This is a genomic window from Microbacterium sp. MRS-1 (assembly GCF_000585455.1).
In the GTDB taxonomy this organism is placed as follows: Bacteria; Actinomycetota; Actinomycetes; order Actinomycetales; family Microbacteriaceae; genus Microbacterium; species Microbacterium laevaniformans.
In genome coordinates this window covers 84,268-109,614 of the sequence record NZ_JAUF01000018.1, presented here as the reverse complement: position 1 = coordinate 109,614, position 25,347 = coordinate 84,268, and the positions used below count along the sequence as shown (strand labels likewise).

At 69.0% G+C, this 25,347-nt stretch carries 24 protein-coding genes, 1 tRNA gene and 2 pseudogenes; 10 read left to right on the top strand and 17 right to left on the bottom strand.

The window, feature by feature from the left end; genetic code table 11:
* Window positions 1–9 precede the first annotated feature (9 nt).
* Together pstB and AS96_RS15650 are read left to right on the top strand one after the other, a co-directional pair.
* Window positions 10–789 carry a phosphate ABC transporter ATP-binding protein PstB gene (gene pstB / locus AS96_RS05070; protein WP_005051164.1) on the top strand — a complete coding sequence of 260 codons (780 nt, stop codon included), beginning with the start codon at window positions 10–12 and terminating at the stop codon, window positions 787–789.
* A gap of 567 nt (window positions 790–1,356) precedes the next feature.
* A complete protein-coding gene (locus AS96_RS15650) occupies window positions 1,357–1,848 on the top strand; it encodes a DUF559 domain-containing protein (protein ID WP_016464478.1) in 492 nt (163 codons plus the stop codon).
* Window positions 1,849–2,031: 183 nt separating this feature from the next.
* Here the strand turns inward: AS96_RS15650 and AS96_RS05060 are convergent, their stop codons facing one another.
* The 4 genes from AS96_RS05060 to sigK all read right to left on the bottom strand — a co-directional run bounded on the left by AS96_RS05060 (window position 2,032) and on the right by sigK (window position 5,331).
* A complete protein-coding gene (locus AS96_RS05060; protein WP_036286343.1) occupies window positions 2,032–2,916 on the bottom strand; it encodes an aminodeoxychorismate lyase in 885 nt (294 codons plus the stop codon).
* A 334-nt stretch (window positions 2,917–3,250) separates the two neighbouring features.
* On the bottom strand, window positions 3,251–3,889 hold the full coding sequence (locus AS96_RS05055) for a hypothetical protein (protein WP_036286340.1): 639 nt from the start codon (window positions 3,887–3,889) through the stop codon (window positions 3,251–3,253).
* Between the two features lie 33 nt (window positions 3,890–3,922).
* Window positions 3,923–4,735, bottom strand: a complete 813-nt coding sequence (locus AS96_RS05050) for an anti-sigma factor (protein WP_051498756.1) — start codon at window positions 4,733–4,735, stop codon at window positions 3,923–3,925.
* Window positions 4,732–5,331 (bottom strand): ECF RNA polymerase sigma factor SigK, encoded by a 600-nt coding sequence (gene sigK, locus AS96_RS05045; RefSeq protein ID WP_016464474.1) that lies wholly within the window; start codon window positions 5,329–5,331, stop codon window positions 4,732–4,734. Before sigK ends, AS96_RS05050 begins: the two co-directional genes overlap by 4 nt.
* Window positions 5,332–5,609: 278 nt before the next feature.
* On the opposite strand from sigK, the gene AS96_RS05040 reads away from it, so the two are divergent.
* Window positions 5,610–6,272, top strand: coding sequence for a fasciclin domain-containing protein (locus tag AS96_RS05040; RefSeq protein WP_005051175.1), 663 nt, complete (start codon window positions 5,610–5,612; stop codon window positions 6,270–6,272).
* On the opposite strand, the gene AS96_RS15235 is transcribed toward AS96_RS05040, so the two are convergent.
* Window positions 6,256–6,825 carry a hypothetical protein gene (locus AS96_RS15235; protein WP_155947527.1) on the bottom strand — a complete coding sequence of 190 codons (570 nt, stop codon included), beginning with the start codon at window positions 6,823–6,825 and terminating at the stop codon, window positions 6,256–6,258. The two genes, AS96_RS05040 and AS96_RS15235, sit on opposite strands and share 17 nt — an antisense overlap.
* A gap of 432 nt (window positions 6,826–7,257) precedes the next feature.
* On the opposite strand from AS96_RS15235, the gene AS96_RS05030 reads away from it, so the two are divergent.
* The gene (locus AS96_RS05030) at window positions 7,258–8,493 is read left to right on the top strand and encodes a serine/threonine-protein kinase (protein ID WP_036286334.1); all 1,236 of its coding nucleotides are present in this window, start codon (window positions 7,258–7,260) and stop codon (window positions 8,491–8,493) included.
* 29 nt (window positions 8,494–8,522) lie between these two features.
* On the opposite strand, the gene AS96_RS05025 is transcribed toward AS96_RS05030, so the two are convergent.
* From AS96_RS05025 to AS96_RS05005, 5 genes are all read right to left on the bottom strand, one after another.
* Window positions 8,523–9,305, bottom strand: coding sequence for a DUF2510 domain-containing protein (locus AS96_RS05025; RefSeq protein WP_036286331.1), 783 nt, complete (start codon window positions 9,303–9,305; stop codon window positions 8,523–8,525).
* Window positions 9,302–9,886 (bottom strand): isochorismatase family protein, encoded by a 585-nt coding sequence (locus AS96_RS05020; protein WP_036286327.1) that lies wholly within the window; start codon window positions 9,884–9,886, stop codon window positions 9,302–9,304. Before AS96_RS05020 ends, AS96_RS05025 begins: the two co-directional genes overlap by 4 nt.
* A gap of 47 nt (window positions 9,887–9,933) precedes the next feature.
* Window positions 9,934–12,216: an MMPL family transporter gene (locus AS96_RS05015; protein WP_036286324.1), complete on the bottom strand. Its 2,283-nt coding sequence runs from the start codon at window positions 12,214–12,216 to the stop codon at window positions 9,934–9,936.
* Between the two features lie 62 nt (window positions 12,217–12,278).
* Window positions 12,279–12,674: a hypothetical protein gene (locus AS96_RS05010; protein WP_036286321.1), complete on the bottom strand. Its 396-nt coding sequence runs from the start codon at window positions 12,672–12,674 to the stop codon at window positions 12,279–12,281.
* 26 nt (window positions 12,675–12,700) lie between these two features.
* Window positions 12,701–12,776, bottom strand: a tRNA-Thr gene (locus AS96_RS05005).
* A 226-nt stretch (window positions 12,777–13,002) separates the two neighbouring features.
* Between AS96_RS05005 and AS96_RS05000 the strand changes: the two genes are divergently transcribed.
* The 3 genes from AS96_RS05000 (at window position 13,003) to AS96_RS04990 (ending at window position 15,670) form a co-directional block, all read left to right on the top strand.
* The gene (locus AS96_RS05000) at window positions 13,003–13,896 is read left to right on the top strand and encodes a MetQ/NlpA family ABC transporter substrate-binding protein (protein ID WP_036286317.1); all 894 of its coding nucleotides are present in this window, start codon (window positions 13,003–13,005) and stop codon (window positions 13,894–13,896) included.
* A gap of 81 nt (window positions 13,897–13,977) precedes the next feature.
* Window positions 13,978–15,018, top strand: coding sequence for a methionine ABC transporter ATP-binding protein (locus AS96_RS04995; RefSeq protein ID WP_036286314.1), 1,041 nt, complete (start codon window positions 13,978–13,980; stop codon window positions 15,016–15,018).
* On the top strand, window positions 15,011–15,670 hold the full coding sequence (locus AS96_RS04990) for a methionine ABC transporter permease (protein WP_051498755.1): 660 nt from the start codon (window positions 15,011–15,013) through the stop codon (window positions 15,668–15,670). The genes AS96_RS04995 and AS96_RS04990 overlap by 8 nt, the downstream gene beginning before the upstream one ends.
* Before the next feature lie 3 nt (window positions 15,671–15,673).
* On the opposite strand, the gene AS96_RS04985 is transcribed toward AS96_RS04990, so the two are convergent.
* Together AS96_RS04985 and AS96_RS04980 are read right to left on the bottom strand one after the other, a co-directional pair.
* Window positions 15,674–17,254 carry an alpha/beta hydrolase gene (locus AS96_RS04985; RefSeq protein ID WP_036286311.1) on the bottom strand — a complete coding sequence of 527 codons (1,581 nt, stop codon included), beginning with the start codon at window positions 17,252–17,254 and terminating at the stop codon, window positions 15,674–15,676.
* Window positions 17,251–18,438, bottom strand: coding sequence for a DNA polymerase III subunit delta' (locus AS96_RS04980; RefSeq protein ID WP_051498754.1), 1,188 nt, complete (start codon window positions 18,436–18,438; stop codon window positions 17,251–17,253). The genes AS96_RS04985 and AS96_RS04980 overlap by 4 nt, the downstream gene beginning before the upstream one ends.
* A gap of 269 nt (window positions 18,439–18,707) precedes the next feature.
* Here AS96_RS04980 and AS96_RS04975 point away from each other — a divergent pair.
* The 3 genes and pseudogenes from AS96_RS04975 to AS96_RS14895 all read left to right on the top strand — a co-directional run.
* Window positions 18,708–19,643 (top strand): annotated as a pseudogene (locus AS96_RS04975) (IS110 family transposase); the annotation flags it as partial.
* A gap of 47 nt (window positions 19,644–19,690) precedes the next feature.
* Window positions 19,691–20,585, top strand: a protein-coding gene (locus AS96_RS15230; protein WP_155947526.1) for an IS5 family transposase whose coding sequence is annotated in 2 segments (ribosomal slippage) — window positions 19,691–20,041 and window positions 20,043–20,585 — 894 coding nt in all. Because the reading frame shifts where the segments join, the coding sequence is not laid out codon by codon here.
* Window positions 20,582–20,878 (top strand): annotated as a pseudogene (locus AS96_RS14895) (transposase); the annotation flags it as partial. The gene AS96_RS15230 and the pseudogene AS96_RS14895, both read left to right, overlap by 4 nt.
* 107 nt (window positions 20,879–20,985) lie before the next feature.
* Here AS96_RS14895 and tmk read toward each other — a convergent pair.
* From tmk to AS96_RS04935, 5 genes are all read right to left on the bottom strand, one after another.
* Window positions 20,986–21,609 carry a dTMP kinase gene (gene tmk / locus AS96_RS04955; protein ID WP_036286303.1) on the bottom strand — a complete coding sequence of 208 codons (624 nt, stop codon included), beginning with the start codon at window positions 21,607–21,609 and terminating at the stop codon, window positions 20,986–20,988.
* Window positions 21,606–24,245 carry a type I DNA topoisomerase gene (gene topA / locus AS96_RS04950; protein ID WP_051498758.1) on the bottom strand — a complete coding sequence of 880 codons (2,640 nt, stop codon included), beginning with the start codon at window positions 24,243–24,245 and terminating at the stop codon, window positions 21,606–21,608. Before topA ends, tmk begins: the two co-directional genes overlap by 4 nt.
* A 127-nt stretch (window positions 24,246–24,372) precedes the next feature.
* Window positions 24,373–24,699, bottom strand: a complete 327-nt coding sequence (locus AS96_RS04945; protein WP_036286297.1) for a hypothetical protein — start codon at window positions 24,697–24,699, stop codon at window positions 24,373–24,375.
* Window positions 24,700–24,748: 49 nt separating this feature from the next.
* The gene (locus AS96_RS04940) at window positions 24,749–25,030 is read right to left on the bottom strand and encodes a TadE family protein (protein WP_231477115.1); all 282 of its coding nucleotides are present in this window, start codon (window positions 25,028–25,030) and stop codon (window positions 24,749–24,751) included.
* A 50-nt stretch (window positions 25,031–25,080) separates the two neighbouring features.
* Window positions 25,081–25,317, bottom strand: a complete 237-nt coding sequence (locus AS96_RS04935) for a DUF4244 domain-containing protein (RefSeq protein ID WP_036286284.1) — start codon at window positions 25,315–25,317, stop codon at window positions 25,081–25,083.
* Window positions 25,318–25,347 lie beyond the last annotated feature (30 nt).

Genomic DNA, 25,347 nt, shown 5'->3' with positions numbered 1-25,347 from the left:
AAGGCCCCTGTGTCCAAGCGCATCGAAGTCGAAAACCTCAACGTCTACTACGGCGATTTCCTCGCCGTGGAGGGCGTCTCCATGGAGATCGAACCCCGCGCCGTCACGGCGTTCATCGGGCCGTCCGGCTGCGGCAAGTCCACGTTCCTGCGCACGCTCAACCGCATGCACGAGGTCATCCCCGGCGCCCGAGTCGAAGGCAAGGTCCTCGTCGACGGCGATGACCTGTACGGCAGCGGCGTGGACCCCGTGCTCGTGCGTCGTCACGTCGGCATGGTGTTCCAGCGGGCGAACCCGTTCCCGACCATGTCGATCAAGGAGAACGTGCTGGCCGGCGTGAAGCTCAACAACAAGCGCATCTCCAAGAGCGACGCCGACGCCCTCGTCGAACGCTCGCTGCAGGGCGCAAACCTCTGGAACGAGGTCAAGGACCGCCTCGACAAGCCCGGTGCGGGCCTGTCGGGCGGGCAGCAGCAGCGCTTGTGCATCGCGCGCGCGATCGCGGTCTCCCCCGACGTGCTGCTGATGGACGAGCCGTGCTCGGCCCTGGACCCGATCTCGACGTTCGCGATCGAGGAGCTCATCCAGGAGCTGAAGACGGAGTACACGATCGTCATCGTGACGCACAACATGCAGCAGGCATCGCGTGTGTCCGACAAGACGGCGTTCTTCAACATCGCCGGCACCGGCAAGCCCGGAAAGCTCATCGAGTACGACAACACCGACACCATCTTCACGGCCCCGTCCGTGCAGGCGACCGAGGACTACGTCTCCGGCCGCTTCGGCTGAATCGCCCGGCGGAGAACGGCCACCGCAACCGAACTGCAAGGGTTTCGTAACGACACGCCGCGCGCGGCGGCATCCGCCCGGCGTGTCGCCTGACGGGCCTTGCCGTTCGGCACGCGGCGACCGTCGGCAACTCGTCCTGCACAGGCCGTGCGGTGTGCGGATTTGTCCACGGATGCCGAGAACCGAGCGGTCATGCGCGTGCGAACTGTGCAGGGTGTCGCCATGTGCGATGCGTCCCAGGCCGTCTTCACTACCGGCGCTCTCCTGCGCTGCGGCTTGTTGCGAAGCCAGTTGCGACAACACATCAGCGCGGGTACGTTCCACCGATGCCGCCGAGGCGTCTACACGACTGTCGCTGCCTGCGACGCTGCCCGAGACATAGGCGCCCACGGCGGACGGTTCGCCTGCGTCACTGCGGCTCGGCACCTGGGGCTCTGGGTTCTGACCGACGATGCGCGGACGCACGTGTGGCTCTGCGACGGACAGCGGACCTACCATCCCCGCGGATGCGGCTGTGTCGAACACTGGGATGACGGCCCCCTCGGGCGCGCCGGGACGAGCGCGTCCGTGCCGCGCGTCCTGCTGCAGATCCAGCGGTGCCACGGCGTCGAAGAGTTCTTCGTCGTGCTCGAATCGGCGCTGCGACTCGGTCTCATCGATGACGATGGTCGGCGGTGGCTGCACGAGCGGGTCGATGCCGCGGGGCGCGAAGCTCTCGCCCTCGCCCGCCACGATGCCGACAGCGGGCTGGAGTCGCTGCTGCGCTGGCGCCTTCGCCGCCTCGACCTGCGGGTGCAGACCCAGCGCACTGTCGTCGGCGTCGGGCGGGTCGACCTGCTGATCGGGGACCGACTTCTCATCGAAGCGGATGGCGTCGACAATCACGATGGTCCGTCGCACCGCCATAAGGACCTCGTGCGCGATGCCAACGCGGCCGCCTGGGGCCTGGTGACGTTGCGATTCGACTATGCCCTCATCGTGCACGACTGGGATCTCGTCGAAGCCGCGATCGTCGGCATGCTCGCGACGCTCGCGCAGGCGCCCCGGGTCACCATCTGACGCCCGCCTCCCCGCCGCCGCTCCGCTCCTCGCCTCCTCTGCTCGCGACGCAACTGCAAGGCGCAGAACTCGACACGCCGGTTACCGACGGCCACGGGCGGCGTGTCGCCGCCGACGCCTCGCAGTTCGGCATCCGTCATGCCGCGAGGACGCGGGCCGGCGTGCGCGTCAGTCGCGGGGGCGTCAGTCGCGCGGGCTCAGGAGGTACGCGTTCATGGATGCCGTGAGGGCGGCATCCCCCGCGAGTTCGCGCTCGTCGACCGCCGTGACCGGCGCGGCGAGGCGCACGCTCGACACGAGCCACGCGGCGTCGGCCGTCTGCAGTTCCGATACGGGGATCGTCTCGTAGCCGGTCTCGAATCCGCGCGCCTCGAGGTGCTCGAACAGGCTGAGCTGCGTGGTCCCATGCAGGATGCCGGCGTTCGGCGCGGGCGTGACGAAGCTGTTGCCGCGGCGAAGGATCAATGAGGCGGTGGGCGCCTCGAGCACGAAGCCGTCGCTCGTGATGAAGATCGCGTCGTCCGCACCGCGACGGTGCGCTTCGCGCAGGGCAGCCATGTTCACGGCATACGACAGCGTCTTCGCTCCCAGCAGCAGCCACGGCGCTCGCGCGGGCGTGTCGAGCGTGTACCCGCGATCCAGCGTGACGACGCGGATGCCGCGCGTGCGCGCCGCCGAGAAATCAGTGGCAGGCGCCGCCGTCACCCAGGCGGTCGGGGTCGGTCCGTGTTCGATCCCTCGACTCAGGATGAGCTTGATCACGGCCTCCCCTGCACCGCACGCGGCGGCGGCGAGGGCGACCGCCTGACGCCACTGCTCGAGGTGGGGATGCGGCAAATCGCACAGCTGGGCGGAGTGCGCGAGACGTGACAGGTGCGCCTCCACCTCCTGCGCGTGACCGTCGACGACCCCGATCGATTCGAAGATGCCGTCGCCGCGCTGAGTGCTGAGCTCCCCGACGGTCAGTGCGGGGGCGGCCGGATCGACCTCGGTGAACGTGCCCGCGAAATCGGAGCGAGTATCGCCACTGTCGGCGGGGTCGATCATCAACGCGAAGTGCCAAGCCATGACCCGAGCCTAGACCGCGGGAATAGCTCGCAGAGGCGGTCCGTTACACTGGAACAGCCGGGCCGCAGTAACCCCGGGCTCCATCTTTCGCCGCTCCGAGCGGCCTCGCGCCGAGAGGCGTTCTGCGGCCCGGCACTTCTCTGCCCGGACGTCCGAACGCTCCGTTTCGACTCGTCACTGCGCTCCTCGCTCAACGACCGGGTGAGGCGCCCGCCCCGGTCACTGCGCTCCTCGCTCAACGATCGAAGATGCGCGACAGGCTCCCGGTCGTTGAGCGAGCGCAGCGAGTCGAAACGCCCCACGCCCCGCGCCCCACGCGACGCCGCACGCCCGGTCAGGTCAGCGCGTCGCGCCGCCACAGCCCGGCGCACGCCGTGAGATCGCCCGCGTAGGTGTCCAGACGCAGCGCCCGGGTGGTGAACGTACTCGCACGGTTCGGTTCGGTGTCGTCGTAGTCGTCGGCGAGGTCCGCGGCGCCGGCGGCCTCGACGCGGCAGAACGAGGCGGCGCGTTCCAGGGCGACGGCGAAGTCGCCGGTGAACACGCCGCGCAGGATCTCGTCGACCAGCGTCATCAGCTCCTCCGGCCCGGCCGGTGTCGGAGCTCCCGCGACGACATCGTCGACCGAGCGCAGCACCGTGCGCCCCCGCTCGTACAGCAGGGCGGCGGTCGCGGCATCGTCGCGCACCATCAGCTGCAGCAGGTAGAGACGCCACAGCGTCCCGGGCAGCGACTTCGCCGGGGAGTGCGACCACAGCTCAGCGACGGTCTCGAGGCCGTGGGCGTCGGTGAACGTGATCAACCGCTCGACGACGGCATCCGTGGGCTCGTCGCGCACGCGCGTGATCAGGGCGGATGCCGTGGCGTGCGCGATCCGCGACACGTCGGCCGGGTCGGTGGAGCCGAACCGACGGTCGAACGTGTCCGCCGGCCGATGGACGGGGCGGTGATAGTCCCGGGGCTCGTCGCTCATCGTTCCAGGCTACCGGCGGCCGCAGCGGTGGGCTCAGGCGGTGGTCGGGATGGCGATGATGGGCTTGGTGGTCGGATTGCCGTCGGGCGAGCCTCCGGCCTGTTCGATGGTCACGGCGATGGTGTCGCCGGGCTGCATCGTCCCGCTGAGCTCCGCGGTGGTCACCGAGCCGGACGCGTCGAAGGTGCCCGCCGCGATCGGCTGGGTTCCGCGCACGAACCACAGTTCGAAGGTGCGATCGTTCGGCAGCTCGGGCAACCCGTCGGCGACCAGCACCACTTTGCCGACACTGGCCGACCAGTGCGCCGTGGCCTCGCCGCCCTGGAAGCTGACCTGCGCCGACGAGGCGTCGGGGGCCGACTGGATCTGCTCCAGCGCGGTCACCGCGGCCGGCGTACGCCACAGGTTGGTCAGGGCTCCGGTGCCCCACCCTATTGCGACGAGCAGTGCGACCGAGGCGACGAGAGCGAAAAGTCCGCGCGTCCAGTTTCGACGCTGCACCGCCTGCACCACTTCTGTCGGCGGCGCGACCGGAGCGGTTTCGGCGCGCTCCTCCTCCTCGACGGCGGATGCCGCGGCATCCGCTGCGGTCGGCGACTCGTCGGTGTCGATCGCCCGCATCAGTCGCGAGCGGAGGTCCATCGGCGGAGCGACGGGCGGGATGCCGTCGGCCAGGACGTCGATGGTGGCCGCGTCGAGGCGGGCGACCTGTTCCCACTCGGGGTGCGCGGCCAGGGCAGCCTGATAGGCGCGCTCGTCGTCGAGCGACAGCGCGTTCAGCGCGTGCCCTGCCGAGAGCTCGGCAAACTCGTCTGCTCCGATGTCTCGGTACTCGCGGTCGTTCATGACGTCACCCCCATCTCCTGCCTCAGGCGCGACAAACCGTCGCGCATTCTTGTTTTGATCGTCCCCAGGGGCGATCCCACCAGTGCGGCGATCTCGCTCTGAGAATATCCCCCGACATACGACAGCAGCAGTGCTTCGCGCTGCGCATCGGGAAGTGCGTCCATCGCTCGGGCGACGCGCCTGCTTTCGATACGCAGGGCGACCTGATCGTCGACGCTGTCCTGGCCGCTGTTCAGTTCGCGCAGTCCCGCCTTCTCGTCGCGCTCGGTGCTGGCGCGTGTGGAACGCACCCGGTCGACGGCGCGACGGTGGGCGATGGTGAGGACCCAGGACCGTCCCTGTCCCTTGTTCGGAGCGAAGCCCGAAGCGGATTGCCACACCTCGAGAAACACGTCCTGGAGCACTTCTTCGCTGAGCGCACGGTTCACGAGCACGCGCAGGATGAGTCCGAACGCGCGCGGCGCGAGCATGTCGTAGAGCTGTCCGAACGCGGCGCGGTCGCCCGCGGCGACGCGCACCAGAAGCTCCCCGGCGTGATCGCGTGCCGGCGAATCCTCGGGTACGTCCACACCGTCGATGACCATCTCTCTCAGCATGCCGTATCACCGTCCTCCTGTCGTGCAGCCCGCGCGCGGGTGGCGCGGAAAGACCGCGTGTGCTACGACCGCACCTCCCGGCGCTGAGCGCCCGTCTGCCGGCAGATTCTCGGAGCCCGACCGTTGTTCGGCGTCCGCGACCGATCGGATTGATCTCGGACCAGGTCGAACGGATCCGAACTTTCTCCCATCCGATATCTCTCGGGCTCCGAAGGACCTGTCGAGACCGCACCACGCGGCTCGGCAGGACTAACCATTCCGCTCACATGGAGGACATCATGCTCAGCAAGACGAAGAAGATCACTGCCGCTCTGACGCTCACCCTCGCCGGCGCTTTCGCCCTGTCGGCATGTTCGATGGGTTCGTCGTCGACCTCGGCGACCACGCCCCCCGCGATGAGCGAAGAGACGCAGTCGATGGCTCCGTCTCCGTCGACCATGGACCCCGCCGCCAACCTCGTCGGCCCGGGCTGCGCCGCCTACGCCGAGGCTGTCCCGTCCGGCTCCGGCTCCGTCGAGGGGATGTCGCAGGCCCCCGTCGCCACGGCCGCCTCGAACAACCCGCTGCTGAAGACGCTCGTCGCCGCAGTCAGCGGCCAGCTGAACCCCGACGTAAACCTGGTCGACACGCTCAACGGCAGCCAGTTCACGGTCTTCGCGCCCGTCGATGACGCGTTCGCCAAGATCGACGCCGCCACGATCGACTCCCTGAAGACCGACAGCGCCACGCTGACCAAGATCCTCACGTACCACGTGGTTCCCGGCCAGCTCGCCCCGTCGGAGATCGACGGCACCCACAAGACCGTCGAGGGCGGCGACGTCACCGTCACCGGCTCGGGCGACAACATCATGGTCAACGGCGCCAAGGTCATCTGCGGTGGCGTCCAGACCGCCAACGCCACGGTGTACCTGATCGACTCGGTGCTCATGCCCACCAACTGATCGTTTCGATCACCCCCGGTCGGGGCCGCCGGCGCACTGCGCGTCGGCGGCCTCGTCGCGTCATCCGTGTCGTTCCGCACGCGAACGCCAGTTCTGCGGTGCCCTTTCGAGGGTGGCGAATCGCGTGGCAGTTACGGCACCTCACATCGCACTTGTCGACTTCGTCCTGAATGATCCAGATACTGAATCCCTCTGTGACCAGCTGCATGACGTGCTTGCGCTTGGAGCTCTGGGGCCTGTGGTCGAAATCGAGAACCCGAATGTCGCCGATCCCGCAGTCCACGCACGGATGAGAACGCAGGTAGGCGAGCAGATGCTCTTTCGCCTCGATCCGACGCCTCGCCGTGCGAGCGACGACAACGCGCACATGTCGTTCACGATTCGCCGCGTAGTAACGCCGCGAAGACGCGCGGTTGCATTCGCGGCACGTCTCCTGAAGGCCATCCGGACGCCGCCGCTTGCGATTGAACTCCGTGAGCGACTTGGTCTCGTGACACGTGCCGCATTCCTTGCCAGCGCCCCCGCTGAGGACGTCATCGTTTCGCGGCGTCATGGGAGTGGTCTACAACCATCTTCGGACATCGCTGCGTGGTGCCCCCACAGGGACTCGAACCCTGGACCCACGGATTAACCTGCTGCACGAGGTTTCCCCCGCCACCGTTCTACCGGCTTGCAGTCTGGACTATATCTTCACCTTCGGCCTGACCGGTCAGGTGCGCCGCGTGTAGTCTCTGAGGTTCCCTTGCGGTTACCTGCTGATTACCCAATCCCTCGGATTTTCACTGCCAGATGACCAGCATCCGGCGAGTACCTCGGGCTCTCAGGGCGTTCCAGCATATAGCGGCGGTCATCCAGCGCATTTCTACGCTGGCGCTCCATTGTGTTCTGTTGAAGTCCGTTGCTCTAACCAACTGAGCTATAGGGGCGGCATCAGCCTAGCAAGCGCGCAGCACCACAGCATCCATCGCCCGACTACTCTCGGAACGTGGACGATCAGACTCCGGACGTCGATGCCGGGACCGTGCTCGATGAGCGCTACCGCATCGACGCGCTCATCGGCACCGGCGGCATGTCCCGCGTCTACGCGGCCCGCGACCTCCTGCTCGGCCGCACCGTGGCGATCAAGATCATCACGGCGACGGACGACGACCTCGATGCCGGGCAGCGGGTGCGCGCAGAGACTGCCGCGCTAGCCGCGCTCACCCACCCCCACCTGGTCGTTCTGCACGATGCGCGCCTGACCGGCCCCGGCCCGCGCTATCTCGTGATGGAACGCATCGACGGACCGTCGCTGTCGGCGCGGCTGGCGGACGGTCCGATGACGGATGCCGAGGTCACCCGCATCGCCGGCGAACTCGCCGACGCGCTGAGCGCGGTGCACGCCGCCGGCATCGTCCACCGCGACATCAAACCGTCGAACATCCTGCTCGCTGCGAGCACGGCGCCGACCCGGCCGCCGCGCGCGAAGCTCGCCGACTTCGGCATCGCACACCTGCTCGGCTCCGATCGCATCACCCAGCCCGGCTCCCTCATCGGCACAGCGGCCTACCTGGCGCCCGAGGTCGCGCTCGGGAACGCGCCCGCCCCGGCATCCGACGTCTACGCGCTCGGACTCGTCCTCCTCGAGGCGCTCACCGGGACGCGTGCCTTCCCGTCCGCTCAGGGCGCCGCGCAGCTGCTCGCCCGACTTGCGCAGGATCCCGCGATTCCCGATCATCTGTCTCCGCTCTGGGCGGAGCTTCTGCGGGCCATGCTCAGCCGCGACCCGGCTGCACGCCCGAGCGCCGCGGCCATCTCCGACACGCTCGCCGCTCCCCCACGTGAGACCAGCAACGACGAGACCCGTGTTCTCGCCGCGCCGGAGCCGCCCACCGAGCCGGCAGCCGTCGCGGCGGCACGGTTCGATCACGCGGGAGCGACCGAGCGACCGTGGTGGCGACGGACGGGTGTCCTCGTCGGCGGGGGCGCGGCGGTGATGGCGATCGTCGTCGCGCTGGCGGCGTGGTCGGGACTGTCCGGTGCACCGACCGTCGATCCCTCACCGACGGGAGTCGTGGACACGACCCCGACGCCCGCCGTGACGGATGCGAACACCGTCTCGAACCCTGGTAAGGCACCCGCGACCCCCGCGGCCCCGAAAGACAACGGAAACGGCAAAGGTGGCCCCGGCGGCAACAACGGCGGTGGCAAGGGCGGCGGGCCGGGCAAGGGCGGCGGCTGAGCGCCGCCTGCCCCGGTCCGATGCCGTGATCAGCTGCCCTGGACGGTGAAGGACACCGCCTGCACGATCTCTCCGATGACCCACACGATGAGCGAGATCGAGGCGATGAAGCCGACGACCGTCGCCGCGATCCAGGTCCACAGCGGCGCCCAGCCGCCGGCGACGGTGCGGCGGCGCAGCACTACGGCGCGGCCGATCATGTAGACCGCGGATCCGAGGCCGAGCAGCACGAAGAACGACCACGCCCAGCCGAAGGGGGCGACGACGCCGCGGCGTTTCAGCTCGCGCCAGTCCAGCCAGCTGAACACGACGAACGCGGCGTAGAACACCCACCCGACCAGGGAGATGCCCAACGTGCGCGCCTCCCACGACATCAGCTCCGCCGGCACGCCGCTCATCCCCGACGAGGCTTCGCGCGACATCGCCACGACGGCTGCGATGTAGCCGTTCCAGTCGATGAGGAAGACCGACAGGATCGGCAGAACGGATGCCGCGACGGCCAACCACACCCAGACCGTGCTGGTCGGAACGTCGACGACGGGCGGGGTGGCCCCCGGACCGGCGTAGGCGGGTGCGGCAGGATAGGCCGCAGAGCCGCCCATCGCCGGCGCGGCCTGCGGGGAGGAAGTCGGCGGCCCGACGGGCGCAGCAGGGGTGGCGGGTGCGGCAGGGGTGGTCGGCGCTCCGGGCGTCGGGGCGTACTCACCGAACCGGGGCGCCGGGGCGGTCTGCGCCGTCCACTGCGTCCCGTCCCACCAGCGGCGCGCCGCGGGGTCGGCGGGGTCCGGGTACCAGCCGGCCGGGGCGCTCACGCTGCCGCTCCGACCAGCTCGGCGCCCGCGTGAGCGAGCTCGGCGAGCGCAGCATCGGAGGTCTCCGAGGCGACACCGGCGACGAGATCCGTGAGAACGCGCACGCGGAGTCCGTGCTCGATCGCGTCGAGCGCCGACGCGCGCACGCAGTAATCGGTCGCGAGCCCCGCGACGTCCGCGTCCGTGACGCCGTGCACGCTCAGCAGCGATGACACCTTCTCACCGGCATCCGTGGTTCCTTCGAACAGCGAGTAGGCGGGCATGCCCTGTCCCTTCTTCACATGGTGGGTCACGGCATCCGTGACGAGTTCGGCGTCGTAATCGGCCCCGGGCGTGTCGGCGACGCAGTGCACCGGCCAGGTGTCGACGAAGTCGGGGGCGGCATCGGTCGCGAAGTGACCGCCGTTGTCGGTGTGGCCTTCATGCCAGTCACGCGAGGCGATGATGAGGTCATAGTCGCCGGCGTGGGCGGACAGGTATGCCGTCAGGCCGCGCGCGACCGCGTCGCCACCGGCGACGGCGAGCGCTCCGCCCTCCGTGAAGTCATTCTGAACGTCGACGATGAACAGTGCTCTGGTCATACCACCGAGGCTAGCCCTTCGACACCGCTGCGGTCAGCGCTGCCCGTTCACAACTCCCGCGCGTCGTTCCGGTTCTGCCGCCGCGACCGGCGTGTCGTGGCTTCCTCCGCCGGAATGGAGGAGGTCGGAACAGCATCGACGTCCGAGCGCGCGAGGCGCGAGGGCCACCAGATCCGCCGCCCGAGGTCGTAGGTCGCCGCCGGCACCAGCAGCGAGCGCACGACGAAGGTGTCCAGCAGCACTCCGAAGGCGACGATGAACGCGAGCTGGGCGAGGAACAGGATCGGGATCACCCCGAGCGCCGCGAAGGTCGCGGCCAGCACGAGCCCGGCAGAGGTGATGACGCCGCCCGTCGCGACGAGGCCGCGCAGGATGCCGGGCCGGGTGCCGTGCCGCTTCGACTCCTCCCGCACGCGCGACATCAGGAAGATGTTGTAGTCGACGCCGAGCGCCACGAGGAAGACGAAGCCGTACAGCGGCACCGCCGGATCGGCTCCCGGGAAGTGGAACAGGTTGTCGAAGACCAGCGCGCTCACTCCGAGCGCGGCACCGAACGAGAGGATCACGCTCAGGATCAGGATGACCGGGGCGACGACTGCGCGCAGCAGCAGCATCAGGATGACGAGGATGACCGCCAGGATCACCGGGATGATGAGAGTGCGGTCGCGGATCGACGTGTCGTTCGTGTCGAGATCGATCGCCGTCGGTCCGCCGACCAGCGCGACGTCGGATCCGAGCTCGCTCGTGAAGGTCGTCCGCAGGTCGCGCACGGTCTGCTCCGCCGCGAGCGAGTCGGCCTCATCCGACAGCGTCGCCACCAGCAGCACGTCGCCGTCGACCACCGTCGGCTCAGGCGGCGTGGCGCTCGGCGGACCGGCGAGCGTGTACACCGGGGTGCCGCCTTGCACCGAGACACCGACCTGACCCGAGGCGGTCTCTTTGGCGGTCGCCGCGACGGACTCGATGCCGGGCGCCTTCTCGAGCACGGTCACGGCATCCGCGACGCGATCCTGGGGCACGACGATGTATGCGGGACTCCCCGATCCCGCGGCGAAGTGCTGTGCGAGCACGTCCTGCCCGTCGCGGGCCTGCGAGGCTCCCAGCACCAGGTCGCTCTGCGGCACGCCATCGGCCTTGAGCTGCAGCACGCCGACGGATGCCGCGAGCAGCACGACCGTCGAGACGATCCATACCGGCCGCGCATGGCGCGCGACCAGACGGGCCTGGCGACCCCAGAAGCCGCGAACGGGAGCGCTCGGGTCGGTGACGAGACGCTCGGCGTTGTCGCCCGGGTCGCCGTCGGCGCCCTTCGGGATGAAGGGCCAGAACGCCGCGCGCCCGAAGATCGCGAGAAGCGCGGGCAGGAAGGTGAGAGCGGACAGCACCGCGAAGGCGATGCCGATCGAGGCGATCGGCCCGAGCGCGCGGTTGCTGGCGAGGTCGCTGAGCAGCAGGCAGAGCAGGCCCGCGATCACGGTGCCGCCGGAGGCGATGATCGGCTCGAAGGCGCCGCGCCAGGCCATGAGCGCGGCATCCCAGCGCTTCGCCCCCGTGCCGATCGCTTCGCGGAAACGTGCGGTGTAGAGCAGGGCGTAGTCCGTGGCGGCACCGATCACGAGGATGAAAAGGATGCCCTGGACCTGACCGTTGAGCACGAAGATGCCGGCCTTGGCCAGCCACCACACCGTCAGCAGCGCGACGCACAGGGCGAACGTCGAGGTGAGCAGCACGAGGATGGGCAACAGTGGCGATCGGTAGACGATCACCAGGATGATGAACACGGCGCCGAGCGCGACGGCGAGCAGAATCCCATCGATGCCGAGGAACCCGGCCACCAGATCGGCGGTGAAGCCGGCGGGCCCGGTGACCCAGGCTTCCAGACCCGTCGGCAGGTTCTTCTCGATGCTCTCGCGGAGTGCCGTGACCGTCTCACCGACGTCGCCGGCGGTCGAGATCGGCACAAAGAACTGCACCGCTTCGCCGTCCTCGGACGAAATGGCCGGCGAGACCTGCTCGACGCCGTCGACAGCGGAGATCGTGGTCGCCAGCTCGCTGATCTGGGTGAGCTGCGCGGCGCTCAGCACTCCCTCGCCGGTGACGACGACCACGGCCGGGATGCTGTCGCCGCCGGTGAACTGCGAGAGCCGCTCCTGCACCTGGGTCGACTCCGCCGACGACGGCAGGAACGAGGACTGATCGTTGGTGGCGACCTCGTCGACCTTGCCGAAGTACGGGCCACCGATGGAGCCGCCCACCAACCAGATGAGGACGAGCAGAACAGGGATGCCGATGCGCAGCCAGCGGGTGGGGGTGTCGGTGCGACCAGTCATGTCGCTAGCTTATCTAGTAATAATCCGAGCGCGCCACCCCGATCTGCGGGCGCACGCCGCCCTCAGCCGCGAGCGAAGTAGAGCACCCATCCCGCGACGAGACTGACGACCCCCAACGCGAGCATGCCCGCTGCCGACCACGTGAGCGCGCGCAGTCCGGCGGGCCGCCGCTGCAGGCGCATGCGCCCCTGCCAGCCATGGCGATACCAGATGGATGCCGCGTCGGCGTCGCCGATGACCGCGGCGTCGGACGCAGACAACGGTGCACTGTTGGCGTCACCGTCTGCGTCGAACCAGCGGACGATCGGATCACCGCCGTCACGGTCGATGATGGCCTCCGCCGGCAGCCATGTCCCGTCTGCCGCCCAGGCGACCACGACGGCGATCGCGAGGACGAGGAAGGCACCGAAACCCACCCAGGTGAAGATCTCGATCAGCGCGTCGATCGCGTGATCCATCGGTCTCCCCGAAGTCGGTGAAGAAGTGGAGCCGCCTAAGGGAATCGAACCCTTGACCTATTCATTACGAGTGAATCGCTCTGCCGTCTGAGCTAAGGCGGCGCAAGGAGCCGGAGCGCCATGCACGATCACCGATCTTACAGGGTCCGGAGCCCGGTCGCGAACCACGACGGCGACCGCCTCACCCGCGCGGTGTCGCCGTGTTACGGAGCGATTCCACGACCTCGGTCGACTGTGCCTACCGTGGATCAGGCACCGCGACGAGGCGAGCGCGGGGAGCCGAGAGATCCCGCGCGACGCGGTGCCCCGATCCACAAGGAGCACCACCATGTCCCGAAAGTCCCTGGCCGCGATCCTGGCCGTTCCCCTTGCCCTTCTTCTGAGCGCCTGCGCATCCGGCGCCGCCGCCCCCGCGGAGGGCACCGGCGGCGCGCAGGACACCGTCCGCATCGGTGTCGTCGGCGCGGGCGACCCGTACTGGCAGACCTACAAGAATGCTGCGGCCGCCGAAGGGATCAACGTCGAGATCGTGAACTTCGACGCCTACGACCAGCCCAACCCCGCCCTGTCTGCGGGCGAGCTCGACCTCAACCAGTTCCAGCACATCATCTACCTCGCGACCTACAACGTGAAGGCGGGCGACGATCTGGTCCCGGTCGGTGCGACTGCGATCTACCCGCTGGGCCTGTACTCGACGAAGTACAAGAGCGTCGCGGACATCCCGGACGGTGGCACGATCGCCGTCCCCAACGACGAGTCCAACCAGGCACGCGCCCTGCTCGTGCTGCAGTCGGCCGGCTTGATCTCGCTCAAGGGCGGCGGATCGATCTTCTCGACCGTGGCCGACATCCAGCCCGGGTCCAAGGCGAAGGTCGAGGCCGTGGCCGCCGACTTCACGGCATCCTCCCTCCCCGATTTCGCCGGAGCCGTCGTCAACAACGACTTCGTCGCCAAGTCCGGACTGACCAAGGACCAGCTTCTCGCGCAGGACGACCCGTCCGATCCCGCGGCCTTCCCGTACATCAACGTCTTCGCCGCCAAGGCGAAGGATGCCGACAACCCGACGTACCAGAAGCTCGTGAAGATCTACCAGGAGACGGCATCGGTGCAGCAAGGGGTGCTCGACGCATCCGGCGGCAGCGCCGTGCTGCTGAAGACGCCGGTCGCCGACCTCGTCAGCTCGCTCAAGAAGACCGAGGACGACATCCGCGCCCAGCAGTGACCCCCGCGCATGCGCCCCCGCCTACGGGCAGGGCCGCATGCGCGCGTTCGTCGTCCGTCCATCGACACCGAGCGAGATCTCATGAGCCTCATCCGACTGGTCTCCGCAACCAAGACCTATCCGCCGCAGACGAAGGGCGCTCCACCCGTCGTCGCCCTCGACGACGTCTCACTTCAGATCGCGGCCGGCGAGGTGTGCGGCGTCATCGGCTACTCGGGGGCGGGCAAGTCCACCCTCCTGCGCCTGATCAATGCCCTCGAGATCCCCACGACAGGCGCGGTCGAGATCGACGGCACCGACATCACGCGGCTGCCCGAACGGCAGCTGCGCCGCCTCCGCTCCGATATCGGGATGATCTTCCAGCAGTTCAACCTCTTCGACTCGCGCACCGTCGCGGGCAACATCGCCTACCCGCTCGAGGTCGCCGGCAGGCCGCGGAGCGAGATCCGCCATCGCGTGGCCGAGCTGCTCGACTTCGTCGGCCTCGCCGCCCGGGCGAACGCCTACCCGGAACAGCTCTCGGGCGGGCAGAAGCAGCGCGTCGGCATCGCCCGCGCTCTCGCGACGAGCCCTCGCATCCTCCTCGCCGACGAGGCCACGAGCGCCCTCGACCCCGACACCACACAGGAGGTTCTCGCTCTCCTGCGACGCGTGAATCGTGAACTCGGCGTGACGATCGTGCTCATCACGCACGAGATGGAGGTGATCCGGGTCATCGCCGACCGCGTCGTCGTCATGGAGGGCGGTCGTGTCATCGAGTCCGGCGGCGTGTTCGACGTACTCTCCGCCCCCCAGCACCCCGCCACCGCACGCTTCGTGGCGAGCGTCATCGACGAGGTCCCCCGCGGCGCCGACCTTGCTGCACTGCGCGCGCGGCACGACGGGCGCATCGTCACCATCGACGTCCGCGAGGGCGAGGGTTCCGCGCAGGCCCAGGTCTTCGCGACCCTTGCCGCGCACGGCGTGAGATTCGAAGTCGTCCACGGCGGTATCAACGACATCCACGGTCGAGTGTTCGGCCACCTCACCCTCGCGCTCACCGGCGAGGCGGATGCCGTGGAGCGCGCACTGGCGGCGGCATCCACCGTCGCTCGTCTGACCGAGGAGGACACTCGTGGATAGGCTCATCACTCTTCTGCCGCAGCTCTGGGACGCGACGGTCGAGACCCTCTACGTCGCCTCCGCCGGGCTGCTGCTCGGCGGCCTCGGCGGCCTGGTGCTCGGAATGGCGCTCTACGCCACGCGGGCCGGCAGCCTCTTTCCACACCGCGTGGTGTTCGGGGTTCTCAACGTCATCGTGAACACTTTCCGTCCGATACCGTTCATCATTCTGCTCGCCGCCGTCCAACCGATCGCCCGCGGCATCGGACTTCCCGGCATCGGCGTGCCGTTCGCGATCTTCGCGATCACGATCGCGTCGCTGTTCGCGATCAGTCGCATCGTCGAACAGAACCTGCTGACGGTGCGCCCGGGCGTGGTGGAGGCGGCGCGCGCCGCGGGAGCGAGCCGCTCCAGGATCCTGTTCCGACTGATCCCGCGCGAGGCGCTCGGCCCGCTCCTGCTGGGTTACACCTTCGTCGTCGTCGCCCTCGTGGACATGACGGCGATGGCCGGCGCCATCGGCGCGGGCGGTCTCGGCGAGTTCGCCATCAACTACGGCTTCAAACAGTTCAACCCGTGGGTGACGTGGTCGGCGGTGCTCGTGATCATCGTCATCGTGCAGCTCGTGCAGCTCGTGGGCAACGCCCTCGCTCGACGCGTCCTGCGTCGTTAGCGATCAGCAGGTGAGGCCGTTGGTCGGCACGGTACCGTCGACGAGATAGGACTCCACGGCCTTGTCGACGCAGGCGTTGCCCTTGTTGTAGCCGGTGTGGCCCTCGCCTTGGCGGGTGATCAGCACGCCCGAAGACAGCTGCTGCGCGAGCGACACCGACCACGCGTACGGGGTGGCCGGGTCGTTCGTCGTGCCGACGACGACGATCGGAGCCGCCCCATCGGCGGTGATCTTCTCACGCACGCCGGTGGGCGGATACGGCCACACCTCGCAGACGTCGACGCCCTGCCAGTACGGGGCGATCGTCGGCGCCTTCTGCTTCACGAGCGCGTCGGCGGCATCCTTGTCGGCCTGCGCGGTGTCGAGCGGGTAGTCCATGCAGTTGTAGGCACGGAACGCCTCGGTGGAGTTGTCCTGGTAGGTGCCGTTGGAGCGCGCGTAATAGAAGTCCGCGAGCTGGAACGCCGTGTCGGGCTTGCCGGCGAGGGCATCCGACAGAGCGGTGGACAGATACGTCCAGCTGTCCTGCGAGTACAGGGCGGCGATGATCGCCGTCATCAGCGTGTCGGCGCCGAGCTTGCGGCCGTCCGAAGCGGTGAGCGGCACGCGGTCGACGCTGGCCAACAGGGTGCCGAGCGCCGCCATGCCCTCATCGACCGTGCCGGAGAACGGACAGCTGCGGCTCTGCAGACAGTCCGTCATGTACGCCCGCAGCGCCGACTCGAACCCGATCGCCTGCGTCGTGCTCACGTCGAGCCCGGAAACCGACGGATCGATCGCGCCGTCGAGCACGAGTCGTCCGACCCGTTCGGGGAACAGCTTCGCGTAGGTCGCGCCCAGGAAGGTGCCGTAGGAGTAGCCGAGATAGTTGAGTTTGCTGTCCCCGAGCACGGCGCGCAGCAGATCCATGTCGCGCGCCGCATTGTCGGTGGTGATGTACGGCAGGATGCCGCCGCTGTTGGCCTCGCAGGCCGCGACGAAGTCGCGGTTTCGCGCCGTCAGCTCGTCGGTCCACCCCTGGCTGCCGCGCGGATCGGCGGGAATGTCGAAGAGGTAGGCGTCCATCGCTGACGGGTCGAAACACCGCACCGCGGTCGAGCGGCCGACGCCGCGGGGGTCGAAACCGATGACGTCGTAGGCGTTCGACAGCGCGGAGCCCACCGCGAACGACGAGGACTGGGCGATGAGGTCGTACCCGCTCGCGCCCGGACCTCCCGGGTTGGTCAGGAGTGAGCCGATCGGCGCCCCGTCCGTCGCGGCGCGTCGGATGACGGCGAGATCGATCGTCCCGACAGCAGGGTCGGACCAGTCCAGCGGGGCCGTCACCGTGGTGCAGTCGAAACGGCCGGCATCGCTCCCGGTGCACGCCTTCCAGCCCAGCGTCTGCCCGTAGAACTGCTCGAACCCGGCCGGAACGCCCTCGACGTCGGGCTGGCGGCTCGGCGCCGGCGTGGCCGCGCTCTCGGGCGGGATCGCCGCATAGAGGCATCCGGTGAGCATCGTGGATGCCGCGGCGACGGATGCGACCGCGATCAGCGCACGGCGGATGAGGGTTCGGCGGGGACGGCGGGGTGTCTCGGTCACAGGGTCCTCCCGCTCGCGACGGTCACGAGCATGCTCTCCAGGGCCAGGGCGGGGGCGGCGTTGCCCTCCAGGTTGGTGCGGGTGGCGGCGATCGCGTCGAGCACGACGAGCGTCCGCGGGGCGCTCCACGCGGCCGCGAGTGCTGCCAGACCGTCGGCCAACTCGCGGTTGATGAGATCGTCGTCGCGGCCGAACTGCAGCATCAGAACGTCGCGGAACATCGACTCGAGATCGGTCAGGACGCGGTCGATGCCGTCACGCAGACTCCGGGTGGCCCGGCGCTTCTGATCGTCTTCTAGCGCGCTGAGCTGGCTGCGCACGGCAGGCGGCACCGCGGCTCCCGGGGTGATGCCCAGCGTCCGCAACAGCCCCTCCCGCTCGGCCTCGTCGCGCTCGGTGGTCAGCGCCTTCGCGTCGTCGGTGGCCAGCTGCACGATGCGCGCCGCTGTTTCGACCGCGGACCCGACACCGCGCACGGACAGCACGGCGCGGAGGGTCTCGTCACGACGCGCCCGCGCGTCGGCATCCGTCGCGAGGCGCACGGCCATGCCGATGTGACGCTGCGACAGACGCGCCGCCTGCTCGGCGGTCTGCTCGTCCACACCCGTGCGGGCGACGATGAGCCGGGCGACGTCGGCGACGTCGGGCTCGCGCAGGCGCAGCGTGCGCACGCGCGAACGGATCGTGGGCAGGAGGTCGGCCTCGCTGGGCGCGCAGAGGATCCACACCGTGCGCTCGGGAGGCTCTTCGAGTGCCTTCAGCAGCACGTTGCTGGTGCGTTCGATCATGCGATCGGCATCTTCCATCACCATGACGCGGTACCGACCCAGCGACGGCGAGAAGTAGGAGCGTTCGACGAGGGCCCGCGCATCCTTGATGGAGATGATGACGCCCTCGGTGCGCAGCGCCGTGAGGTCGGGGTGCGTTCCCGCGAGCACCTGCCGCATGGCCGCCTCGTCGCCCGGTTCGGCGATGAGCGCGGCGGCGAAGGCCGCGGCCAGCGTCGAGCGGCCCGATCCGGCCGGACCCGTGATCAGCCAGGCGTGGGCGAGCTGGCTGGGATCGGATGCCGCGGCCTGCAGCTGCTGCAGCGCCTCGTCCTGTCCCCACACCTCGCCCCACGGCACGTCATGCACGCCACCGCCCGGTTCCCGCCCCGTGGCAATCGCCGCCTCCGCCGTCATGCCCCCAGCCTACGTGCCCGCACCGACAAGCCCCCGCCCCCGTTACTTTCTTTGTGGCCCGGATGGAGGGATCCTGAGGGTTGACGGCCTGCCGGGCTCGGCATGATTGCTGCCCCCTGTCGAAGTCATGATCTGGGGGGTGTTGTCACCGGGCCTGGTTGGCGGTGTGTGATCGCTGATAGGGGCTGGACCCGAGCTGCTGCTCGAGGCCGTTCGTAACGTGGATGCCGAGACGCGCCGCCTGCGGTTGCCGTCGTTTGCGAAACCGGATGGAGGACGAGGTGGTCACAAGCATCGACAGGTACGACGAGGTCGACGTGTTCGTCGGGCTCGACGTCGGCAAAGGCGAACATCACGCGGTCGCTCTGGATCGGGCGGGCCAGCGGCTCTACGACCGGCCGCTCCCGAATGACGAGCGCAGGCTCAAGGCGGTGCTCGACCAGCTCGCCGCGCACGGCACCGTGCTGCTGGTCGTCGACCAGCCCGCGACGGTCGGCGCGCTTCCCGTCGCGCTCGCGCAGGCCAACGGCGTACTCGTGGGCTACCTGCCCGGTCTGGCGATGCGACGCATCGCTGACCTGCATCCGGGCGAGGCGAAAACCGACGCCCGTGACGCGTTCATCATCGCGGAGACCGCGCGGACGATGCCGCACACGCTGCGGTCGATCCAAGTGACCGACGAGCAGGTCGCCGAGCTCTCCATGCTCTGCGGGTTCGATGACGACCTCGCAAGTCAGATCACTCAAGTCTCGAACCGGATCAGAGGCCTGCTGACGCAGATCCACCCCGCTCTGGAACGCGTGCTCGGCCCGCGACTGGACCACCCCGCGATCCTCGACTTGCTGGCGCACTACCCGTCTCCGGCCGCGATGCGCACCGCTGGCGAGAAGCGACTCGGGAACCGGCTGCTCAAGAACGCGCCCCGCAAAGGCCGCGTCTGGGCGGCTGAGATCCTCACGGCTCTCGGCGAGCAGACGGTCGTGGTCACGGGCACCGGTGCTGCCGCGCTCGTGCTCCCCCGCCTGGCAGAGCAGCTCGCGGCGCTGCGTCGGCAGCGTGACGAGATCGCCATCGAGGTTGAGAAGCTCGTCGATCAGCACCCTCTTCAGCCGGTCCTGACGAGCATGCCCGGAGTCGGCGTCAGGACCGCAGCCCGACTCCTCACCGAGGTCACCACGAAGAGCTTCCCAACCGCCGGGCACCTAGGGCGTGTCTGACAAAGGTTGAGGCGACGGGCTGAGAGTCTCGTTTGGTGTCTCGGTTTCAGATGCTCTCGGATGCTCAGTGGTCGTTGATCGAAGATTTGCTGCCCCGTCCGACGGGCCGGCCCGGACGGAAGTTCTCTGACGCGCGACTGATGGTCGAGGCGATCATCTACCGGTATCGGTGCGGGATCGCGTGGCGGGATCTGCCGGAGGTGTTCGGGCCGTGGCAGACGGTATGGACGTGGCATCGCCGGATGGCGTTCGACCAGACCTGGGATCGGGTGCTCGCGAAACTCACCGCCGCGGCGGACGCGGCCGGCGTGGTGGACTGGTCGTTGTCGGTGGACTCCACCATCGCGCGCGCGCATCAACATGCGACGAACACCACGCGCCTCACAGGGGGCTGGATCGAGTTACAAGAATCTGCGGGAAGAGCCGCCTGATCACGGCATCGGCCGCTCCCGCGGCGGCCTGTCGACGAAGATCCATCAGCTGGTGGACGGCAACGGACTCCCGCTGGTTACGCTGATCACTCCGGGTCAGGCGGGCGACTCGCCGATGTTCCTGCCGCTGATGGCACAGCTGCGGGTCGGCCGGGATGTTGGCCGGCCCCGCACCCGCCCGGACTCCGTGCGTGCCGACAAGGCCTACTCGTCTCGCGCGATCCGCGGCCATCTCCGCTCCCGCGGGATCAGGGCCGTCATTCCCGAACCCGACGACCAGAAGGGCCATCGCAAGCGTCGCGGGTCACGCGGAGGCAGACCTGTCGAACTCGACGCCGACGACTACAAGAACCGCAACGTCATCGAGCGCCGCTACTGCCACATCAAGCAATGGCGCGGCCTCGCCACCCGCTACGACAAACACGCCGTCGTCTACCGCGCTGCCGTCGTCCTCAACGCCGTCCTCGCCTGGACCAAGACTTTGTCAGACACGCCCTAGCCGCCTACGCCGGCCTCGCACCCGTCACCCGCCGATCCGGATCCTCGATCCGCGGCGAGCACCCCTCCCGGCGCGGAAACAAGATCCTGAAACGAACGATGTTCCTCTCCGCATTCGCCGCGCTCCGCGACCCCGAATCCCGCGCCTACTACGACCGCAAGATCGCACAGGGCAAACGACACAACCAAGCGCTCATCGCCCTCGCAAGGCGCCGCTGCGACGTCCTCTACGCCATGCTCCGCGACGGCACCCTCTACCAGCCGCACGTCACCGAATCCGCCCTTGCCGCTTGACAAACGACATAGGGGCACCCTCCCGCCCTCCCGCGAGCCGCCATGATTATGCGCACCGGAGCATGGCGGCTCGGCGAGAAGACAGCGGCTCGGCGAAGGGGGCGGGGTCAGGACAGGAGGTGGTGGAGGCGGGCCCGCACGGCGGCGGCGAGCTCGTCGGCGGGCAGCGCGGCGTCCAGCACCAGGAAGCGAGCGGGGTCCGCCGCCGCAAGGGCGAGGAACGCGGAGCGCACGCGCTCATGGAACTCGCTCTTTTCGGCCTCGAGGCGGTCGAAGGGCTTGTCCGCCGCGTCGAGGCGCCGCCGCGCGACAGCCGGGTCGAGGTCGAGCAGCACCGTCAGATCCGGCAGCGCCCCCTCGGTGGCCCACATCGACAGATCCCGCACCTGCTCGGCATCCAGCACGCGTCCCGCGCCCTGGTAGGCCACGGAGGAATCGAGATAGCGGTCCTGAATCACCACGTCGCCGCGCGCCAGCGCCGGCCGCACGAGCGTGGCCACGTGCTGGGCGCGGTCCGCGGCGTACAACAGCGCCTCGGCCCGCGGCGCGACCTCGCCGCGATGGTGCAGCACGATCTCGCGGATGAGCACACCCACCTCAGTGCCGCCGGGTTCGCGCGTGCGCACGACGGTGCGCTGCTGCTCACGCAACCAGTTCTCCAGACGCGTGGCCTGCGTGGTCTTGCCGGTGCCGTCGCCGCCCTCGAAGGTGACCCAGATCCCGCGGGTCATTTCTTCTTGGCGGCCGGCTTGCGCGTGGTCGTCGCTCGCCGGGTGGTGCGCTTGGGCGCGGGACCTTTGGCGCGCTTGTCCGCCAGCATCTGCACGGCGACCTCGAACGTGATGTCATCGGCGGTCTGCCCACGCGGGATGGTGACATTCGTGGTGCCGTCGGTGACGTACGCGCCGAACCGACCGTCCTTGATGCGGATGGGCTTGGCGGACACCGGGTCGGCTTCGAACTCCTTGAGGAAGCTCGCGGCGCGGTTCGCGTACTTCGGCTGCGCGTAGATCTCCAGAGCCTGCTCGAGCGTGATGTCGAAGATCTGGTCTTCGCTCGTGAGCGACCGCGAGTCCGTGCCCTTCTTCAGGTACGGACCGTAGGGACCGTTCTGAGCCGTGATGGGCGCCTGCGTCTCGGGGTCGACGCCGACGGTGCGCGGCAGCGAGAAGAGCTTCAAAGCGGTCTCGAGGTCGATCGTCTCGGGCGACATGCTCTTGAACAGCGACGCGCGACGCGGTTTCGGCGCTTCGACCTTCTTCTTCGCGACGCGCTTCTTCGGAGCCCCCTCGGCCACCACCGGCTCGGGCTCGGGCTCGGGCTCGGCGGGCAGCACCTCTTCGAGGTAGGGGCCGAAGCGTCCGTCCTTCACGACGATGTCGCGCCCGTTGTCCGGGTTCTGCCCGAGCACGCGGTCGCCGGCGATCGGGGCGTCGATGAGCTCGCGCGCCTTCTCGGGGGTGAGCTCGTCGGGGGCCAGATCGCTCGGGACGTTGACGATGCGCGTCGTGCCGTCATCGTTGGGCACGTCGAGGTAGGGCCCGTAGCGTCCGAAGCGGAGTGTGGCGACGTCGCCGATCTTGGTGGCGTTGATCTCGCGCGCGTCGATCTCGCCGAGGTTGTCGAGGATGTGGCGCAGACCGACGTGGTTCTCGGAGCCGAAGTAGAACTCGTTCAGCCACGCGACCCGCTGCTGCTCGCCGCGGGCGATCGCGTCGAGATCGTCTTCGAGCGCCGCGGTGAAGTCGTAGTCCACGAGGTCTGCGAAGTGCTCCTCGAGCAGTCGGACGACGCTGAACGCAAGCCAGCTCGGAACCAGTGCCTGGCCCCGCTTGGTGACGTACTCGCGGTTGATGATGACGTCGATGATGCTCGCGAAGGTGGATGGGCGGCCGATCCCCTTCTCCTCGAGCGCCTTGACCAGCGAAGCCTCGGTGTAGCGGGGCTTCGGGCTCGTCGCGTGGCCCTTGGGCTCGACGTCGCTCAGAGAGAGCACGTCGCCGACGGCGAGCGCCGGAAGGGACTGATCGTCGGACTTGTCCGCGTCGCCACGCTTCTCGTCCCGTCCCTCTTCGTAGGCCTCGAGGAAGCCTTTGAAGGTGTAGACCGTGCCCGATGCGGTGAAGGCGGCCGTCCGACCTGCGGCTTCGGTCTCGAGCGTCACCGTGGTCGTTTCGTACTTCGCATCCGACATCTGCGAGGCGACGGTGCGCTTCCAGATGAGCTCGTACAGACGCAGCTCGTCGCGGTCGAGCGAGGACGCGACGGATGCCGGGGTGCGGAACGCATCACCGGAGGGGCGGATCGCCTCGTGGGCCTCCTGCGCGTTCTTGCTGTTGTTGCGGTAGCTGCGCGGGTTGACCGGCACGGCCTTGTCGCCGTAGAGGGCGACGGCCTGGGTGCGCGCGGCGGTGACGGCCTGCGTCGACAGGGCCGTCGAGTCGGTGCGCATATAGGTGATGAAGCCCTTCTCGTAGAGCCGCTGCGCGACGCCCATGGCGTGCTTGGCGCTCATCGAGAGCTTGCGTCCGGCCTCCTGCTGCAGGGTGGAGGTGGTGAACGGGGGCTTCGGGCTGCGGGTGCCGGGCTTGGCTTCGACGGCGGTGACGGTGGCGTCGCCTCGCGTCTCGATCGCGGTGGCAAGTTCACGCGCCTGTGATTCCGTCAGCACGACGACGGCCTTCTTGAGCTGACCGGCGTCGTCGAAGTCGGTGCCGCGGGCCAGCGGCGCGCCGTCGAGGCGGGCGAGGCGCGTGGCGAAGGACTCCTGTCCGGAGGCGGCGAGTGCCTCCACATCCCAGTAGGAGGCCGAGACGAACGCCATCCGCTCACGCTCGCGATCGACGACCAGGCGGGTGGCCGCCGACTGCACGCGCCCGGCGGAGGTGCCCTGACCGACCTTGCGCCGGGTGACGTCGGACACGTCCCACCCGTACAGACGGTCGAGGATGCGGCGTGTCTCCTGAGCGTCGACCAGCGCGAGATCGAGCTCGCGAGTGTTGTCGACGGCGGCGCGGATGGCGTCCTTGGTGATCTCGTGGAACACCATGCGCTTGACGGGGACCTTGGGCTTGAGTGCCTCCAGGAGGTGCCACGCGATGGCTTCGCCTTCGCGGTCTTCATCGGTTGCGAGCAGGAGCTCGTCGGCGTTCTTCAGGGCGCGCTTGAGTTCGGCGACGGTCTTCTTGCCGCGCTCGCTCTCCACGTACAGAGGAGTGAAGCCGTTCTCGATGTCGATCGAGTACTTCCCGACCGAGGTCTTCTTCAGTTCGGCGGGAATGTCCTTCTTGTCCGCAAGGTCACGAATGTGACCGACCGAGCTGAGCACCTCGTATCCGTCGCCCAGGTATCCCTGGATCGACTTCATCTTCGTCGGCGACTCGACGATGACGAGCTTCTTGCCCCCAGCACTCTTGACAGCTGCCACGTGGCGTCCTTTCTCCGATGCACACCATACACACCGCCCCATGGGGAAGACGCTGGGAGCGGACCGGTCATTCCCTCCCCGACGGCGGTCCGGCACGCGCGCGGGCTTCGGCGCCGAGCAGGCCGCCGCCGACGCGGACGCGAACGGTGGCGGTCATCTCGACGACCGCGCACGCGATGAGTTCCGCCCCCACGGAGGCGGCCACCTCGGCCGCGCGATCGCACGGCACGCCGACGGCAGCTCCGGTCACGGCATCCGCGGCGGCGAGAGCCGCGGCGTCGGCCGCTCCCGCCGCGCGAGCGGAGTGGACCGAGGCGGCGCCGACCGCGCCGACTCCCACCGCTGCCGCCGCGGCGACGGCGAAAGCGCCGAGCGCGGCGGCGGACCCAGCCATCAGGCGGACTCCCCACCGCGCGCGTCGAACGTATCCGCCGACACCATGCTCACCGCCCGCCGTCGAGAGCGCAGGAGCGCGCGCTCAGCTCGGGAAGGGGCAGCGGCACGCGGACGCCGGCGGAGGCCGTCACGCAGACGAGGTCGCCGTCCGCGGCGATCGCATCGAGACGCGCATCGGCGATGGTCGCAACGAGCTCGGCGACCCGATCGGGCTCCCCGCGAGCGGCGAGTCGCGCGGCCTGCGCAACCGCCTGCTCCAGACGCACGAGGCGACCCACGGCACTCAGAGAGCCCGCGGTCAGGGCGATGAGAAGGACGACCGCGGGCACGATGACGGCGAATTCGGCAGTCGCGGATCCGCCGTCATCGCACCGGCGGATCATGCGACCGTCAGGGCGCGGCGGACGAGGTCGGTGAGGATGCCGCGGACCTCATCGCTGCGCATGATCATGACCAGCAGCCCGGCGAAGGCCACGGCGGCCATGGTGGCCACGGCGTACTCCGCGGTGGCCGCCCCCGACTCGTCGGCGTAGAGCTCGCGCGCACGTCGCAGCGTGAGCGGCGGCAGAGCGGTGGCCCCGCCGCTCGTGAGCGTGATGGGCGAAGGATGGAACATGCAGAGTCCTACTTTCTCTCGGTGTGGAAG

Bases quoted from the DNA above. Each gene is read 5' to 3' on its own strand.
- AS96_RS05040 (WP_005051175.1), top strand. From the start codon at position 5,610: ATGCTCAGCAAGACGAAGAAGATCACTGCCGCTCTGACGCTCACCCTC.
- topA (WP_051498758.1), bottom strand. From the start codon at position 24,245: ATGAAGTCGATCCAGGGATACCTGGGCGACGGATACGAGGTGCTCAGC.
- AS96_RS05015 (WP_036286324.1), bottom strand. From the start codon at position 12,216: ATGACTGGTCGCACCGACACCCCCACCCGCTGGCTGCGCATCGGCATC.
- AS96_RS04980 (WP_051498754.1), bottom strand. From the start codon at position 18,438: ATGACGGCGGAGGCGGCGATTGCCACGGGGCGGGAACCGGGCGGTGGC.
- AS96_RS05010 (WP_036286321.1), bottom strand. From the start codon at position 12,674: ATGGATCACGCGATCGACGCGCTGATCGAGATCTTCACCTGGGTGGGT.
- sigK (WP_016464474.1), bottom strand. From the start codon at position 5,331: ATGCTGAGAGAGATGGTCATCGACGGTGTGGACGTACCCGAGGATTCG.
- AS96_RS05050 (WP_051498756.1), bottom strand. From the start codon at position 4,735: ATGAACGACCGCGAGTACCGAGACATCGGAGCAGACGAGTTTGCCGAG.
- AS96_RS04935 (WP_036286284.1), bottom strand. From the start codon at position 25,317: ATGTTCCATCCTTCGCCCATCACGCTCACGAGCGGCGGGGCCACCGCT.
- AS96_RS05000 (WP_036286317.1), top strand. From the start codon at position 13,003: ATGTCCCGAAAGTCCCTGGCCGCGATCCTGGCCGTTCCCCTTGCCCTT.
- AS96_RS04945 (WP_036286297.1), bottom strand. From the start codon at position 24,699: ATGGCTGGGTCCGCCGCCGCGCTCGGCGCTTTCGCCGTCGCCGCGGCG.
- AS96_RS05060 (WP_036286343.1), bottom strand. From the start codon at position 2,916: ATGGCTTGGCACTTCGCGTTGATGATCGACCCCGCCGACAGTGGCGAT.
- AS96_RS15235 (WP_155947527.1), bottom strand. From the start codon at position 6,825: ATGACGCCGCGAAACGATGACGTCCTCAGCGGGGGCGCTGGCAAGGAA.
- tmk (WP_036286303.1), bottom strand. From the start codon at position 21,609: ATGACCCGCGGGATCTGGGTCACCTTCGAGGGCGGCGACGGCACCGGC.
- AS96_RS05055 (WP_036286340.1), bottom strand. From the start codon at position 3,889: ATGAGCGACGAGCCCCGGGACTATCACCGCCCCGTCCATCGGCCGGCG.
- AS96_RS05020 (WP_036286327.1), bottom strand. From the start codon at position 9,886: ATGACCAGAGCACTGTTCATCGTCGACGTTCAGAATGACTTCACGGAG.
- AS96_RS04995 (WP_036286314.1), top strand. From the start codon at position 13,978: ATGAGCCTCATCCGACTGGTCTCCGCAACCAAGACCTATCCGCCGCAG.